Source organism: Streptomyces sp. NPDC091209 (genome assembly GCF_044757755.1).
Classification (GTDB): Bacteria; Actinomycetota; Actinomycetes; order Streptomycetales; family Streptomycetaceae; genus Streptomyces.
On sequence record NZ_JBIVVR010000007.1, the window covers coordinates 167606 to 183064 of the forward strand.

The following is a 15459-nucleotide window of genomic DNA, read 5'->3' on the forward strand; positions in this document are numbered from 1 at the left end:
TGCCTCATCCCATGACGGGGCACCCCATGGGTCACCTCATGAGGGTCACTTCGTGAAGGTCTGAGCTCGTCGGCCCCAGAGTGCGCGCCATGCGCTCCGGGGCCGACCGGCTTTCCGCGCACACGTCCCGTGGGCGTGCGCGTGTTCCGGATGGTCCACGTCCCCAGGACTGATGGTCCACGTCCCCAGGACTGAAGGCAGGGATTCAGCTATGCGACAGGTCACCCGCAAAGGCCTGATGATCGTGGCGGCGGCCGGCGGTGCGCTCGCGGTCACCGGCGTCTCCGCACACGCCGACTCGGGTGCGATCGGCTCCGCGTCGGACTCGCCCGGCGTGCTGTCGGGCAACACGGTGCAGGTGCCGGTGCACGCGCCGGTCAACGTCTGCGGAAACACGGTGAGCGTGGTCGGGTTGCTCAACCCGGCGATGGGCAACACGTGCGTCAACCACGGCGACCGAGGCGGTCCGTCCGACGATCACGCCGGAAGCGGCGGCCACACCGGGCACACCGGCCGGGGGAACCATTCGGGCGGCGGCTCATGGGCCGGTGGCCACGCCGGTCACTCCCCGGGGATGGGCTCCGGGAACCACGTACAGGTACCGGTCGACGCTCCGGTCAATGTCTGCGGCAACAGTGTGAACGTCGTGGGGGTCGGCAACGCGGCGGCGGGTGACGACTGCGCGAACGACGCGTCCACCGGTCATCACCCCATGCCCCGGCCCGGCGGCCACCAGACACCCCCGCCCGGGCATCCGGGCCACCCTGGGCACCCCGGGCATCCGGGCCACCCTGGGCACCCCGGGACCCCTGGTCACCATTGCCCGCCGGGCCATTCCGAGCACCCCGGGCACCCCGGTCAGCCCGGGTATCCGGGTCAGCCGGGCCACCCCGGTACGCCGGGCCACCCGGGTACTCCCGGTCAGCCCGGAACCCCCGCTCACCCGGGAACTCCCGGCCTGCCGGGCAATCCAGCTACCCCGGGTCGACCCGGCCGGCCGGGTACGTCCGGCGCGGGCGGCGGCACGCAGCGCGGTGGGGCCGCGCAGGTCGCGCACCTGGGCTCGGCGTCCGTCGGGCAGGCCGCCCCGGACGGCGCGCCCCAGCTCGCCCACACCGGCAGTGAGCTGCCGCTCGGCGCGGTCGTACCGGCGGGAGCCGCCGCGCTGCTGGCCGGCGCCGTGCTCTACCGCAGGGCGCGCTCGGCGGCGTAGCGCAGTGATGGTGCGTTGATCACACTGGGAGTGAAGGCGCAGGCATCACCCGGCCCGGCGCTGCGCACGCGCGATCACCGCGCGGCACGGCTGGGACCGAGGCGCCACGGCCTTCCCCGTGACGTGAGTGATGGTGCGGGCCCCGTGATGGCGGGGCCCGCTCCGGCTCAGCGGCCTTCCGTCACCACGTGGCGCGTACCTGGCGGATGATCCGCCGGCGCAGCCGCACTCTGCGGCTGCCGTCACGCAGCAGGCTCAGACGGTCCAACTCCCAGTGTCCGTACTCCGCATGGTCCGTCAGCAGACGTGTCGTGTCCTTGCGGGAGACCCCGCGAGGTACGTACACGTCGACAAATTCGTATTCCGGCATCGCATCTATTGTGCGGGCAGAGGCCCTGTACGGATAGCGTCTGCACTATGTCTGATGCTGTGCAGCCCACCGCTGCCGAGGTACGCGCCGCCGCCGAGGCGGTCAAGACCGCACTCGACCGCCACCTGGCCGCGGTCGAGCGCAGGACGGGCGATGACGACCCGGCCGTCTACGAGGCTTTCAACGAGCTCGCCGCGGCGGCCGAGGAGTACGACGAACTCCTCTACGACCGCTATGACGAGGTCACGCCCTTCGAGATCCCCGGCAGTGACGACACGCTGCCTCCGTACACCGGACCCGAGGAGCCGAACGCGCTGAGCGTGGTGATCCGCCGGGACTACGCGGTGGTGGAACCGCAGCGACTGCTGGCGCAGGCCCAGCGGGTCGAGGCGGTGGAGGAGGACGGCGCGACCGCCACCGAGGGCTTCGACGCGGCGGCCGGCACCGTTCACGGAGCGCTCGGGGTCCTGTTCGGAGAGTTCGAGCCGGACGAGATCGCCACCCGGCACAAGGAATTCGGGCTGGAGGAGGGCGACTCCACGCTCTGGGTGACCGCCGCGGACGAACCCGCCGAGCCCGGCGAATGGCTGGAGGCACCGTTCGAGTCGATCGACCCCCAGCGCGTCGTCTGCCGCTTCGACGTCAGCGCGGTGTTCGACGACGAGTCCGACGACGACCTGGACGACGACCTCGGCTCCGACGGGGAGATCGACCCCCTGGACCCGCTGGACGCGGATCGCTGAGGCCGGCCCGGCCTCAAGGGCGTACACGGGGGGCGGTCACCAAATCCGGTGACCGCCCCCCCCGCACGTTCACACCCAACGCCCGACCGAACCCAACGCCCGACCGAACCCGTACGCGGTACGGACCCGCACGGACTACGGGCCCGCAGCGCGAACAGGCCCGGTGGCCGCACGGGCGCGGCGACCCCGCGGGCCCACAGCGCATGGGCCTGGCGGCCCACCGACCTCACGGCCCACCGACCTCACGGCCCACCGACCGGGCGGCCCGTCAGCCCGGCGGCCGTACGGGCCCAGCAGGCGCACGCCCCCGTGCTGATCAGCCGGCCGTCGGAGCCTGCGCCGCCAAGAGTGCCTGCAGTCGCGTCGTGCGTGGCTTCTGCGGGACTTCCGCCACCGCGTGCGGCAGCGCCTGCTCGACGCCGTGTACGACGGAGAGGTGACGCTCGGCCCGCCCGAAGGCCGTGTAGACCCACGGCCGGGTCAGGGCCGCCGCGGCGTCGCCCGGGAGCACCACGACCACGGCGGGCCAGCGCAGCCCCGCCGCCTGGTGCGCGGTGAGCGCCCAGCCGTGCCGCACGGCCTGCTCCACCCGCTCCTTCGGTACGACGACCGGGGCGCCCGAGCATTCCAGGTGCAGCCCCTCGGCGTCGGCCTTCACCACCTGGCCCGGCAGCGTACGACCCGGTGCGGGGGAGTAGGCGATCCTGTCGCCCGGGTCGAAGCCGCCGAAACGGCCAGGACCGGGGTTCAGTCGCTCCTTGAGCGCGGTGTTCAGCGCACGGGTGCCGACCGCCCCGCCGTGCCCCGGGGTGATCACCTGCGTCTGCTCGGCCGGGATGCCGATCGCGCGCGGCACCGAGTCCGCGACGAGCTGAACCGTCCGGTGGACCGCCTCGCCGGCGTCGCGCACCGGGACGATCACGACCTCCTTGCCGGGCGCCTCGACCTGGTTGAGCTCGCCGATGCCGACCCCGGAGACCAGTTCGCCGATGGGCCCGGGGTCAGGGGTCCGCGAGGCCACCTGCGGGCACGCGCGCGCGGCGAGCAGGTCCGCGAAGACCCGGCCGGGGCCCGCCGACCAGAGCACCCCGGGATCACCGCTCAGCACGAGGCGCGCCCCGTCCGGCAGCGACTCGGCGAGCATCGCCGCCGTCTCGACGTCGAGCTGCGGCGCGTCGAGGACCACCAGGACATCCAGGTCCAGGGCGCCGTCCGTGTCCCGGCCCGGCCCCTCGGTGCCGGAGAGCAGCCCGGAGACGGTGGCGACGCCGGTCGCCGCGCCGTCCGTGGGGCTGTCGGGGGTTTCGGCCAGTCGGGCCGCGAAGCCGTCGCGTCCGCCGGAGGTGTGGGTGGCGGCCCAGCCGCGCAGGCCGAGCGCGTGTGCCGCGTGCAGCAGCGCCGCCGTCTCGGACCGGGAGGCGTCGCCGCCGGTGTGCAGCACCAGGCCGTGAGCGGCGACCGCGCGGATCAGCTCCCCGGCGGAGCGGGGGGCCGAGGCCGCGGCCCGCTCCCAGTCGGCCGCCGAACCGTCCTCCTTCGGCACCGAGTTCATCACCCGGGCGAGTCCGTCGGCGAGGCTCTCCTCGGCCAGCGCGTACCGCTCCAGTCCGATCAGGATCCGTACCGGGCGCTCCTGCGGCTCCGCCGCGTCGTCCTCGGACGCCGGAGCCGGGGCCGGGGGAGCCGAGTCCAGCGCGTCCTGGAAGACCAGGGCCTCGCCCTCCGCGAGAGCGCTCTGCACGGCCGCGTCCGGGTCCGGCACCGAGCGCTGGGCGAGCGCTGCGGTCAGCGCCGGGGCGTCCAGCGCGGTGTGCCCGGCGACGGCCGCCTGCTCCAGCAGCCACACGGTCAGCGCCATGCCCCGACGCTCGTCGTCCGGACCGCATTCAGCGCCGAGCAGCACCCGGGCGAACCCGTCGGCCTGTTCGGGCCGCACTCCGGGGACCCGCAGCAACTGCCAGGGGTCCTCGCGCAGTTGGTCGTCGGCGCCCTCGCCCAGGACGGCGACGACCTGTACCGCGAGCGCTTCGGGGGCGCCCGCCCCGGCCAGCAGGGCACGGACGGCCTCGACGGCCTCCGGCGCCGAGGCCGGCCCCGGTGCGGTCGGTGCGGCCACCGGTTGGGGTCGCCGGACGGGCTCCGGCGCGGCCCTGCGCGGCGCCGGAGCCGGTTCGCGGAAGGCGGTGGCCATGGGCTTCTCGCCGCTCTCCACGGCGCGCACCGCCGCGAGCAGATCCGCGGCCGTGCCGCTGAGCTTGCCCCCGGCCGCGATCGGCGCCTGCTTCTCCGCCTTGCGCCGCTCGATCCGCTCCCGTTCCACGCGCTGGGCCGCCAACTCGGCGGCCGCCTCGGACAACTGGGCGGCGCCTTCGGCGGGTTCTGACCCCGCGGCGGCCTCCGTACCCTCGGCGGCGTCCGCGTCCGTGCCGTCGCCCGCGTCGTCCACGTCCTCGCCCGTGGTCTGCGGGGCGTCGGCGGCCGTGTCCGCGCCCGGCGTCCTCGGCTCCGCGTCCTCCGTGGTCTCGGGCTCCGTGCTCACAGCGTGCTCCAGTCGTGATCGGGATAGTGGTGCACCGGGGCCGACACGTCGTCGAGCGCCCGGCAGATCTCGTCAGGAAGACTAAGGGTCTCCACTGACAACGCGGCCGTGAGCTGCTGCGCGTTGCGCGCGCCGACGATGGGCGCGACGACCCCGGGCCTGTCGCGGACCCAGGCCAGCGCCACCTGGAGCGCGGTCACGGCGAGACCGTCCGCCGCGGTGGTCACCGCCTCCACGATGCTGCTCGCCGTGTCGTCGAGATAGGGCGCGACGAAGGGAGCGAGGTGTTCCGAGCCTCCCCGGGAGTCGGCCGGCGTGCCGCCCCGGTACTTGCCGGTGAGCACGCCGCGGCCGAGCGGCGAGGAGGGCAGCAGGCCGATGCCCAGATCGAGGGCGGCGGGCAGCACCTCCCGCTCGACGCCGCGCTGGAGCAGGGAGTACTCCATCTGCGTACTGGCCAGCCGGGTGCGTATACCGGGCGCCGCGAGCTGCCAGGTGGCGGCCTTGGCGAGCTGCCAGCCGCAGAAGTTGGACACGCCCGCGTAGCGCGCCCGGCCGCTGCTGACGGCGAGGTCGAGGGCCTGGAGGGTCTCTTCGAGCGGCGTGCAGGGGTCGTAGGCGTGGACGTGCCACAGGTCCACGTAGTCCGTGCCCAGGCGGGCGAGCGAGGCGTCCAGGGCCGACAGCAGATGGCTGCGCGAGCCGTCGAAACGGCGGTCCGGGTCGCGCACGCTCCCCGCCTTCGTCGAGATGACCAGGTCCCGGCGCGGAACGAGCCCTTCCATGAGTTGCCCGAGCAGGTACTCGGCCTCCCCGTCGCCGTACACGTCCGCGGTGTCGACGAGGGTCCCGCCCGCTTCCCAGAACGTCTTCAAGAGGTCCGCGGCGTCATGCTCGTCGGTGTCCCGACCCCATGTGAGGGTGCCGAGTCCGATCCGGGAAACACGCAGGCCGGTACGGCCGAGATGCCTCTGCTCCATGGACGCCGAGATTACTGTCCGGCACCGGCCGTGTGGGGGCCTGTGGACAACGGAATCTCACCGATTGCCGCACGTGACGACCGGTGGCGCGGGCCGGCGCCCGGGACCCGCGTGCGCGGGCGGACACGACGGGCGCCGCCGGTCCGGACCCGAGGGGCCGCGACGGCCGGCGTCGCGGCGCCCCGCGCCCCCGCCGAGAAGGCGAACGCGCCGCTCCCCGCCCGGGGCGCCCGCACGCTAGGGTCTCGGACACAAGGGACGTTACTGATCGGTAAGGGGAATCGGCCATGCAGCTCGGCATCAATCTCGGCTACTGGGGCGCCGGAATGGACGCGGACAATCTCGCCGTCGCCCAGGAGGCCGACCGGCTCGGATACGCCGTCTGCTGGGCCGCCGAGGCCTACGGCTCGGACGCGGCCACCGTGCTCAGCTGGGTCGCCGCCCAGACCGAGCGCATCGACGTCGGTTCGGCCATCTTCCAGATCCCGGCCCGCCAGCCCGCGATGACCGCGATGACCGCCGCGACGCTGGACTCGCTGTCGGGGGGCCGCTTCCGCCTCGGCCTCGGTGTCTCCGGGCCGCAGGTCTCCGAGGGCTGGTACGGCGTCAAGTTCGACAAGCCGCTGGCCCGCACCCGCGAGTACGTGGAGATCGTACGCAAGGCGATGACGCGCGAGCGGCTGTCGTTCGAGGGCGAGCACTGGACGCTGCCCCTGCCGGGCGGTCCGGGCAAGCCGCTGAAGCTGACCGTGCACCCGGAGCGCGAGCACATCCCGCTGTACATCGCCGCGATCGGCCCCAAGAACCTGGAGCAGACCGGCGAGATCGCGGACGGCGCGCTGCTCATCTTCCCCTCGGCCGAGCACCTCGAGGACACCGCCATCAAGTACCTGCGCGCGGGCCGCGAGAAGGCCGGGAAGACGATGGAGGGCTTCGACGTCTGTCCGACGCTTCCGCTCGCCCTCGGCGCCGACAAGGACGTCCCCGCGCTCGCCGACATGTTCCGCCCGTACACCGCGCTCTACGTCGGGGGCATGGGAAGCCGCAAGCAGAACTTCTACAACCAGCTCGCCCAGCGCATGGGCTACGAGAAGGAAGCCGCCGAGATCCAGGACAAGTACCTGTCCGGCGACAAGGAAGGCGCCGCCGCCGCGATCCCGCACGAGCTGATCGACCAGACGACCCTGCTCGGCTCGGTGGACCGCATCGCCGACCGGATGAAGGCGTACGCCGCCGCCGGGGTCACCACGCTCACGCTGGCCCCCGCGGGCTTCACGCTGGAGGACCGGATCGCCTCGCTGCGGGCCGGTTCCGAGGCCCTGGAGCGCGCCGGACTCGCGTAACCGCGCCGGAACGGCACCGGAAAAGTTCTGCGGCCGTGGTGGGGGCTCGGGGGTCTTCCCCGCCACGGCCGTCACGGGGAACAACGCGCCGACGGCCCCTTGGTTACGCGCCAGGGCCCGTCTCGTGGTCCATCGTTCGGCGGATTTGTCCGACACATCGGTTGCCGCGGCGCGAACATCCCATTTGACTCGTTTTCTGCACAACTCTGCAGAGAGGGTGTCAATGATGCTGTCCGCCAAGAGTCTGTTCCAGGAGATCCTCGACAACGACGAGTCCTACCGGCTCTTCTGCTCCATCGCCGCCGGCGGGGAGTCGCAGGGCGGCTGGGAGAACGCCCGGATCGCCGCACTGGTCCCGGCGGGGGAACGCGGGCTCGCCCCCAAGATCGCCCGGCACGGCGCCGACGAGGACAAGCACGGGCGGATCTTCAACGCCCTCATGAGGAAGCGCGGCCTCGAACCGGTCGAGGTCCCGCCCGACACCGACTACACGATGCTCCTGGAACGGCACGGCGTCGGACTGGCGCACGACAAGCTCAAGGGCGCCCAGCAGCTCACCGTGCGGGACATCGTCATCTATCTGGCCCACAGCCGGGTCACCGAACAGCGCGCCTCCGAGCAGATGGACCTGCTGCGCAGGCACTTCGCCGACCACCCCGACATCGGCCGCGCGGTGAAGATGATCTCCGCCGACGAGGACAACCACCTCGCCTACTGCCACGAGGAACTGCTCCGCTTCGCGTACGCCGGTCACGGACGCGCCATCCAGCGGGCCCTGCGCGAGTGCGCGCTCGCCGAGATCCGTATCTACCGGGACGTCAGCCTCGCCGTGATGGCCCACATGGGGCGCCTCCTCGGCTGGTCCAGAGCGAGGGCGGCCGTCCTCGCCGCGGGCATCCACGCCGTCTACGCCTACGAGCGGGCCGTCGGCTGGCGCCGCATGGTCTCCCTGGAGATGCCCGAGCGCCGCGGCGCCCTGAACGGCCCCGCCACCACGGCACCGGAATTCGCCTGAACCACCCGCGGACCTACAGCCAGCCCCGCCGCTTGAAGAGCCGGAACAGCCCGATCTCCAGAACGACCATGCACCCGATCACCGCCGGATACGACCACAGCCAGTGCAGCTCGGGCATGTGATCGAAGTTCATCCCGTAGATCCCCGCGATCATCGTGGGGACCGCCGCCATGGCCGCCCACGCGGAGATCTTCCGCATGTCGTCGTTCTGCCGCACGCTCATCTGCGCCAGGTGCGCCGAGAGGATGTCGGACACCAGCCGGTCCAGGCCCTCGACGGACTCGTTGACCCGCAGCAGATGGTCGTTGACGTCACGGAAGAAGGGCTGCGCCTTCTCGTTCACGAACGGCACGTCGGCCGCCTTGACGCCCGGGCCCGAGAGCCGGGTCAGCGGTCCCGCCAGCGGGACCGTCGCCCTGCGGAACTCCTGTACCTGCCGCTTGAACGCGTAGATCCGGGACGCGGTGTTCCGCGAGCCGCCGAGCTGCGGCGAGAAGACCTCCGCCTCCAGCTCCTCCAGGTCGGTGCCGAGCTCGGTCGCCACCTCCAGGTAGTGGTCCACCGCGGCGTCCGCGATCGAGTAGAGCACCGCCGTCGGCCCGTGCCGCAGCATCTCGGGATCCGACTCCAGACGCTGCCGCACCGCCGCGAGGGGCGACTCCTCGCCGTGCCGCACGGTCACCACGAACGAGTCGCCGACGAAGACCATGACCTCGCCGGAGGTGACGGTATCGCTCTCCGGTTCGTACGACACCGGCTTGAGGACCACGAAGAGCGAGCCCTCGTACACCTCCAGCTTGGGGCGCTGATGGGCCTTGAGGGCGTCCTCGACCGCCAGCGGATGGAGCCCGAACTCCTCCGTGACCAGGTCGAACTCGTTCTCCGTGGGCTCGTACAGGCCGATCCACACGAAGGCTTCGCCCACGGCACGGCACTGCGCCAGGGCGTCGGAGAGGTCGTCGGGGCCCTCCGTCCGCCGGCCGTCACGGTAGATGGCACAGTCCACGATCACGGAGCGCATTCTCCCTTCCTTGTGGCCCCGTCGCACACCGGGGGCCGCTTTCCACAGGGCCCCCCGGCTTCGCGGGCCGTCCGTTTACGCTGGGCCGCATGCCCACCCTGATCCTCGTCCGGCACGGACGTTCCACCGCCAACACCGCGGGACTGCTCGCCGGCTGGACGCCCGGCGTCGCCCTCGACGAGCGCGGCACCCAGCAGGCCGCGGCCCTGCCCGGCCGGCTCACCGGGCTGCCGATCGCCGAGATCGTCACGAGCCCTCTCCAGCGCTGCCAGGAGACCGTCCGGCCGCTGCTGGAGGCCCGCCCCGAGGTCCCCGCGCACACCGAGGAGCGCATCGGGGAGGCCCACTACGGCGACTGGTCGGGCCGCAAACTCGCCGAACTCAAGGACGAGCCGCTGATGGACGTCGTCCAGGCCCATCCGTCCGCGGCCGCGTTCCCGGGCGGCGAATCGATGCGGGCCATGCAGACCCGGGCCGCCGAGGCCGTACGCGAGTGGAACGCGCGCGTGGAGCGCGACCACGGCGCCGACGCGGTCTACCTCATGTGCTCGCACGGCGACATCATCAAGTCGCTCGTCGCCGACGCACTCGGACTTCATCTCGACCTCTTTCAGCGGATCTCTGTCGAACCGTGTTCCATCACAGCGATCCGTTACACCCGTCTCAGGCCCTTTCTCGTGCGTCTCGGGGACACCGGTGATCTCGCGTCCCTGGCGCCGCACGAGGAAGCCCCGAGCGGCGACGCTCCGGTCGGGGGCGGTGCGGGCGCACCGTGATCGTCGGCCGCAGTAGGGTGAAGCGGTCGAACCAGCACAGTAGTTGTCAACCCGTTCTCAGCCGATGCGGGCCGACGCGGTCAGCCGGCCCCCATGCCGATTCAATGGAGACAGGACGTGTCCCGTCAGGTGTTCCTCTACGACCCCCCGGACCGTTTCGTGGCCGGTACGGTCGGGTTGCCCGGACGCCGTACCTTCTTCCTGCAGGCATCCTCCGGCCCCCGGGTGACGAGTGTGGCCCTGGAGAAGACCCAGGTCGCCGCGCTCGCCGAGCGGATGGACGAGCTCCTCGACGAGGTCGTCCGGCGCACCGGGGGCAGCGCCCCGGTCCCGGCGATGGCCTCCACCGAAGTGTCCGACACCGCGCCCCTCGACACCCCCGTCGAGGAGGAGTTCCGGGTCGGCACCATGGCGCTGGCCTGGGACGGTGACGAGCAGCGCATGATCGTCGAGGCGCAGGCCCTCGTGGAAGTCGAAGCGGACTCCGACGAAGACCTCGCGGAGGCCGAGGAGCGGCTGCTCCAGGACGAGGAGAACGGCCCGCCGATGCTCCGGGTCCGGCTCACCGGCGCACAGGCCAGGGCCTTCGCCAAGCGCGCCCTCGACGTCGTCAACGCCGGCCGGCCCCCCTGCCCGCTGTGCAGCCTCCCGCTCGACCCGGAAGGACACGTATGTCCGCGCCAGAACGGATACCGCCGCGGAGCGTGACGACCGCCGAGCTGCTCGCCAGGGGCGAGCTGAAAGTACGCGGACGGATCCGCGAGGCCTCGAACGCGGTGTTGTACTGCTCCGTGTCGTACGAGGGCCGTGAGGTGCACTGCGTCTACAAGCCCGTGGCCGGGGAGCGGCCGCTGTGGGACTTCCCCGACGGCACGCTCGCCCAGCGCGAGGTCGCGGCGTACGAGGTCTCCGAGGCGACCGGCTGGGGGCTCGTGCCCACCACCGTGCTGCGCGACGGGCCGTACGGCGAGGGCATGTGCCAGTTGTGGATCGAGGCGTCGCCCGGGAACGACGGGGAGGGGCTGCTCGCGCTCGTGGAGGGCGAGGAGCCGGCCGAGGGCTGGAAGGCGATCGGCTTCGCCGAGGTCGGCGAGGGCGAGACGGCCCTGCTCGTGCACGCCGACGACGCCCGGCTGCGGCGGCTCGCCGTCCTCGACGCCGTGATCAACAACGCCGACCGCAAGGGCGGCCATCTGCTGCCCGCGGAGGAGGGCCGCCTCTACGGCATCGACCACGGGGTCACCTTCAACGCCGAGAACAAGCTGCGCACCCTGCTGTGGGGCTGGGCGGGGGAGCCGCTGACGGCCGAGGCGCTGGAGGTCCTCGGCTCCCTGCGCGACGCCCTGGCGCCCGGAGCGCCGCTCGCCACCCGCCTGGCCGAACTCGTCACCGCCGTCGAGACCGACGCCACGCGCGCGCGGGTCGAGGCGATGCTCGCGTCCGGGAAACACCCGGAGCCGAGCGGGGACTGGCCCGCCATTCCCTGGCCCCCGGTGTAGCCCGGCGGCGGCACCGGTGTGGTCCGGCGGCGGCCCCCGGTGTGGTCCGGCGGCGCCTGCGCACCCGGCCGGGACTCGTGCGACGGGGACTTCCCGGCGGTCAGGTGCTGCCCGGTTCGTATGCGGAAGTCCCGTCCGGTTAGTCTCATGACATGTATGCCTGGCCCGCTTCTGAGGTCCCCGCCCTGCCTGGTGAGGGCCGCGACCTCCGGATCCACGACACCGCGACCGGTGGGCTCGTCACCCTCGACCCCGGTCCCGTCGCCCGTATCTACGTGTGCGGCATCACGCCGTACGACGCCACCCACATGGGACACGCGGCGACCTACAACGCGTTCGACCTCGTGCAGCGCGTGTGGCTCGACACCAAGCGGCAGGTTCACTACGTCCAGAACGTGACGGACGTCGACGACCCGCTGCTGGAGCGGGCCGAGCGCGACGGCGTCGACTGGGTGGGACTCGCCGAGAAGGAGACCGCCCTCTTCCGCGAGGACATGACCGCCCTGCGGATGCTGCCGCCTCGCCACTACATAGGCGCCGTCGAGGCGATACCCGGCATCGTGCCGCTCGTCGAGCGGCTGCGGGACGCCGGAGCGGCCTACGAACTCGAAGGCGATGTCTACTTCTCCGTCGAGGCCGACCCCGACTTCGGCAAGGTGTCCAACCTGGACGCCGCCACGATGCGCCTGCTCTCCGCGGAGCGCGGCGGCGACCCGGACCGGGCCGGCAAGAAGAACCCTCTCGACCCGATGCTGTGGATGGCCGCCCGCGAGGGTGAGCCGAGCTGGGACGGCGGCTCCCTGGGCCGCGGCCGGCCCGGCTGGCACATCGAGTGCGTCGCCATCGCCCTCGACCACCTGGGCATGGGCTTCGACGTCCAGGGCGGCGGCTCCGACCTCGCCTTCCCGCACCACGAGATGGGCGCCTCGCACGCCCAGGTGCTGACCGGCGAGTTCCCGATGGCCAAGGCGTACGTCCACGCCGGCATGGTCGCGCTGCACGGCGAGAAGATGTCGAAGTCCAAGGGCAACCTCGTCTTCGTGTCTCGGCTGCGGCACGACGGGGTCGACCCGGCCGCCATCCGGCTCGCGCTGCTCGCGCACCACTACCGGTCCGACTGGGAGTGGACCGACACCGTCCTCGAGGAGGCCGTCGCGCGCCTGGAGGACTGGCGGGCCGCGGTGTCCCGGCCCGACGGGCCGTCCGCCGACGCGCTCGTCGAGGAGATCCGCGCCGCGCTCGCCGAGGACCTCGACGCACCGGCCGCGCTCGCCGCGGTCGACCGCTGGGCCGCGCTCCAGCACGAGAGCGGCGGCACGGACGAGGGTGCCCCGGGCATCGTCTCGCGGGCCGTCGACGCGCTCCTCGGCGTCGCCCTGTAGTACCTCGTCCCGCGTGCTCCACCCGGAGTGGCGGGACACATGAGCGGCGGGACATACGAGTGCCGGGCGGAGATTCTCCGCCCGGCACTCTCTACGCCGCTGGTGCTCCTGTCCCTACCTGGTCACGATGACGGACTGCACGGCACCGGTGCCGGTGTCGTAGATCCCGTAGACCTGCTGCCCGTAGGCGAAGGCCTTCTGGACCACGTCGTGGGTCACCTGGTTGGGGTCGACCAGCCGGCGCCAGCCGTTGTCGATGAACAGGTAGAGGGCCTGCGACTGGCCGGGGAGCGCGGTCACGACGTCCTGGAAGTGCTCGGCCATGCCGATGGCCAGGGCCCGGGTCTCGACGGAGCTCTGCAGGATCAGCGGCTCGCCCTGCTGGATCTGCTGCTGACCGCCGCCCTGCTGCTGGATCTGCTGCTGACCGCCGAGCTGCTGGAGCAGTTGCTGGAACGGCTGCTGCTGACCGAGCTGCTGGAGCTGCTGCTGCAGGTGCTGCGGAACCTGCCGGCCGATCTCGTGCCGGCCGAAGGGCTGCTGCGTCTGCTGCCCGAACGGCATCTGCTGTCCGATGGGCATCTGTTGCCCGATGGGCATCTGCTGACCGACAGGGATCTGCTGTCCGAACGGCTGCTGTTGGCCGATGCCCTGCTGCTGGTAGGGCGACGTGCTCGGGTACTGCTGCTGTCCCTGCTGGCTCATCTGCGGGATCGTGCTCATGCGGGGTGCCACCTTCCATCAATGGTTGGTTGCGTTCCGTTTCCTTCTGTCGTGGTCCTCAGCCCGTGACGACCAGGCCGACGATCTCGTCGTCCGAGAACCAGACCCGTACGTCGGGCCGTCCCCCCGCGAAGGCGGAGTGGACCGCCTGACGGATCTCGGGGGACGGGTTGTTCAGGTTGCGCCAGGCACCGGACACGTACAGCCGGAGCCTCGGCGGGAGTTCGCGCGGATAGGGCAGCAGCTCGTCCCAGTACCGTTCGGCCTGGCCCGAGCCGACCGCCTCCGGCAGCAGACGGGTGACCGCCGCCTTGATGTCCGGCCGGCTGCCGATCCGCTGGGACGCGGGCCGGCCCGGCGCGTCCTGCTGCGGGGAGCCCGTGGCCCGCAGCACCGCGCGCGCACGCTCCGAGGACATCGGTGCCTGGCCCGCCGCCTTGAGCATGCCCTGCAGCGCGGCCAGGGCGCCGACCACCACCGGGGAGGCGGAAGAGGTCCCGGAGAACGTGTCCGTGTACCAGGCGATCTCCTCGGCGCCGCCCTGCAGATCGCCGGGCCGGTTCCAGAAGCCGCCGGTGGTCGTGACCTCGCGTCCCCAGCCCTGCGCGTCCACGCGTGCCCCGTAGTTGGAGAACGCGAGCCGTGAACGGTCCGGGCCGTGGTCGCGGCCGTGCGTGCCGGGCGGCGGTGCGCCCGCGCCGACCAGGATCGCCCCGGAGGACTGGTTGGAGGGGTTGAAGGGGTTGCGCCACCACTCGGGGAACTCCGCGGGGCGGCGTTCGTACACCGCGTCGTCGAGCGACTCGGCGCCGTTGCCCGCGGCCGCCACCACGAGGATCCCCCGGGCGGTCGCGTCCTGGATGGCCGCGAAGTTGTCGGGCCACCATTCGAGCGGGATGTAGCCCGCCTGGCTGTCGCGCTCCTCGAAGTCGAACCGCGGCCCCGGGGCGTGCAGTTCGACCAGGATGATGTCGCCGGGACTCAGCCGCTCCGCCGCCGCGTGGATCGCCGCGGCCGTTCCGATGCCCCGGAAGGACGCGGCCGCGGTCACGGCGTCCGGCACGATCCCGGTGATCCCGTGCTCATTGCGGTCGCCGCCGATCACCCCGATCACGGCGGTGCCGTGGTTGCGCCAGGCCAGGTCCGTGTGGGGCGTGCCGACGACGACGCCGGCGAGTTTCGACGCCAGGTCCTCGTGCCCGAGCTGCCAGGCGCCCTCCACGTCGATCACCGTGACGCTCTGGCCCGAACCCCCCGGCCGCTGCCAGGCCCAGTACGCGTCGACGCCCTCCGGCGCCGGGCGCAAGTAGCCCTGCCGGCTGGTGAAGTCGGGGGTGACGGGCGCTCCTTCCTTCAACCGCTGGCTGTCGTCGGCGCTCTGGCCGGTCCACGCTGCCGATCCCCGCGTGGCGGGAACGGCACCGGGCTTCATGTACGCCGTGTCGATCTCCGGCAGCGCGGCGATCCGTGCGCGCAGTTCCTGGGCGCGGCTCTCCACGCCGCGCACCCGGTAGAAGAGCGCGAGGTCGGGCCCGCTCCCGGTGCCCGTCGCCGCGGACTGCTGAAGCCGTTCCTCGCTGCCGAACAGCGGCTCCAGGACGAGCTGTTCGTCACTGAGGAACATGTTGAGGGCCGAGACGTCGGCGCCCGCCGCCGACCGTACGCCCTCGGCCCGTGCGCGCAGCCGGGCCTCCGGACGTGCGACGACGATCAGCTCCTGCTCGGCTCCTCGGTAGGTGAATCCCGCTCCGTCGGGCCCCGGCCCGGACGTTCCCGGGCCCTGCGCCGGCTGTACCTGGTCGGTCATCGCGTACCGCTCCCTTCGATCCCTGGGGGTGCCGGTCCCTGCGTGTGC

Annotated in this window: 14 protein-coding genes; 8 read left to right on the forward strand and 6 right to left on the reverse strand. The window is 72.5% G+C overall.

The genetic code is table 11. From position 1 onward, the window contains the following. Positions 1-211: 211 nt before the first annotated feature. Entirely contained in the window at positions 212-1213 is a 1002-nt protein-coding gene (locus tag ACIQRL_RS21695) for a chaplin family protein (RefSeq protein ID WP_401333728.1), read from the forward strand. A gap of 181 nt (positions 1214-1394) precedes the next feature. Here the strand turns inward: ACIQRL_RS21695 and ACIQRL_RS21700 are convergent, their stop codons facing one another. Then, positions 1395-1583, reverse strand: a complete 189-nt coding sequence (locus ACIQRL_RS21700) for a DUF5703 family protein (protein WP_326788735.1) — start codon at positions 1581-1583, stop codon at positions 1395-1397. Between the two features lie 47 nt (positions 1584-1630). On the opposite strand from ACIQRL_RS21700, the gene ACIQRL_RS21705 reads away from it, so the two are divergent. Next, entirely contained in the window at positions 1631-2326 is a 696-nt protein-coding gene (locus ACIQRL_RS21705) for a hypothetical protein (protein ID WP_401333731.1), read from the forward strand. Between the two features lie 316 nt (positions 2327-2642). Here ACIQRL_RS21705 and ACIQRL_RS21710 read toward each other — a convergent pair whose 3' ends face one another. Both ACIQRL_RS21710 and ACIQRL_RS21715 read right to left on the reverse strand, forming a co-directional pair. Then, positions 2643-4865, reverse strand: a complete 2223-nt coding sequence (locus ACIQRL_RS21710; RefSeq protein ID WP_401333734.1) for a helix-hairpin-helix domain-containing protein — start codon at positions 4863-4865, stop codon at positions 2643-2645. Further along, positions 4862-5845, reverse strand: coding sequence for an aldo/keto reductase (locus ACIQRL_RS21715; protein ID WP_401333737.1), 984 nt, complete (start codon positions 5843-5845; stop codon positions 4862-4864). The genes ACIQRL_RS21710 and ACIQRL_RS21715 overlap by 4 nt, the downstream gene beginning before the upstream one ends. Before the next feature lie 287 nt (positions 5846-6132). On the opposite strand from ACIQRL_RS21715, the gene ACIQRL_RS21720 reads away from it, so the two are divergent. Both ACIQRL_RS21720 and ACIQRL_RS21725 read left to right on the forward strand, forming a co-directional pair. Continuing rightward, entirely contained in the window at positions 6133-7188 is a 1056-nt protein-coding gene (locus tag ACIQRL_RS21720; RefSeq protein WP_401333739.1) for an LLM class F420-dependent oxidoreductase, read from the forward strand. A gap of 226 nt (positions 7189-7414) precedes the next feature. Then, the gene (locus ACIQRL_RS21725) at positions 7415-8203 is read left to right on the forward strand and encodes a ferritin-like domain-containing protein (protein WP_401334455.1); all 789 of its coding nucleotides are present in this window, start codon (positions 7415-7417) and stop codon (positions 8201-8203) included. 13 nt (positions 8204-8216) lie between these two features. Here ACIQRL_RS21725 and corA read toward each other — a convergent pair whose 3' ends face one another. Then, entirely contained in the window at positions 8217-9215 is a 999-nt protein-coding gene (gene corA, locus ACIQRL_RS21730; protein WP_401334458.1) for a magnesium/cobalt transporter CorA, read from the reverse strand. Positions 9216-9313: 98 nt separating this feature from the next. Between corA and ACIQRL_RS21735 the strand changes: the two genes are divergently transcribed. The 4 genes from ACIQRL_RS21735 (at position 9314) to mshC (ending at position 12881) form a co-directional block, all read left to right on the forward strand. Beyond that, positions 9314-10000, forward strand: a complete 687-nt coding sequence (locus tag ACIQRL_RS21735) for a histidine phosphatase family protein (RefSeq protein ID WP_401333741.1) — start codon at positions 9314-9316, stop codon at positions 9998-10000. Between the two features lie 117 nt (positions 10001-10117). Next, on the forward strand, positions 10118-10708 hold the full coding sequence (locus tag ACIQRL_RS21740) for a DUF3090 domain-containing protein (protein WP_401333743.1): 591 nt from the start codon (positions 10118-10120) through the stop codon (positions 10706-10708). Then, entirely contained in the window at positions 10672-11499 is an 828-nt protein-coding gene (locus tag ACIQRL_RS21745; RefSeq protein ID WP_401333745.1) for an SCO1664 family protein, read from the forward strand. The genes ACIQRL_RS21740 and ACIQRL_RS21745 overlap by 37 nt, the downstream gene beginning before the upstream one ends. A 152-nt stretch (positions 11500-11651) precedes the next feature. Next, positions 11652-12881 (forward strand): cysteine--1-D-myo-inosityl 2-amino-2-deoxy-alpha-D-glucopyranoside ligase, encoded by a 1230-nt coding sequence (gene mshC, locus ACIQRL_RS21750; RefSeq protein WP_401333747.1) that lies wholly within the window; start codon positions 11652-11654, stop codon positions 12879-12881. Between the two features lie 114 nt (positions 12882-12995). On the opposite strand, the gene ACIQRL_RS21755 is transcribed toward mshC, so the two are convergent. Next, positions 12996-13604, reverse strand: coding sequence for a hypothetical protein (locus tag ACIQRL_RS21755; protein ID WP_401333750.1), 609 nt, complete (start codon positions 13602-13604; stop codon positions 12996-12998). Positions 13605-13662: 58 nt separating this feature from the next. Further along, positions 13663-15411: a S8 family peptidase gene (locus ACIQRL_RS21760; protein ID WP_401333751.1), complete on the reverse strand. Its 1749-nt coding sequence runs from the start codon at positions 15409-15411 to the stop codon at positions 13663-13665. Positions 15412-15459 lie beyond the last annotated feature (48 nt).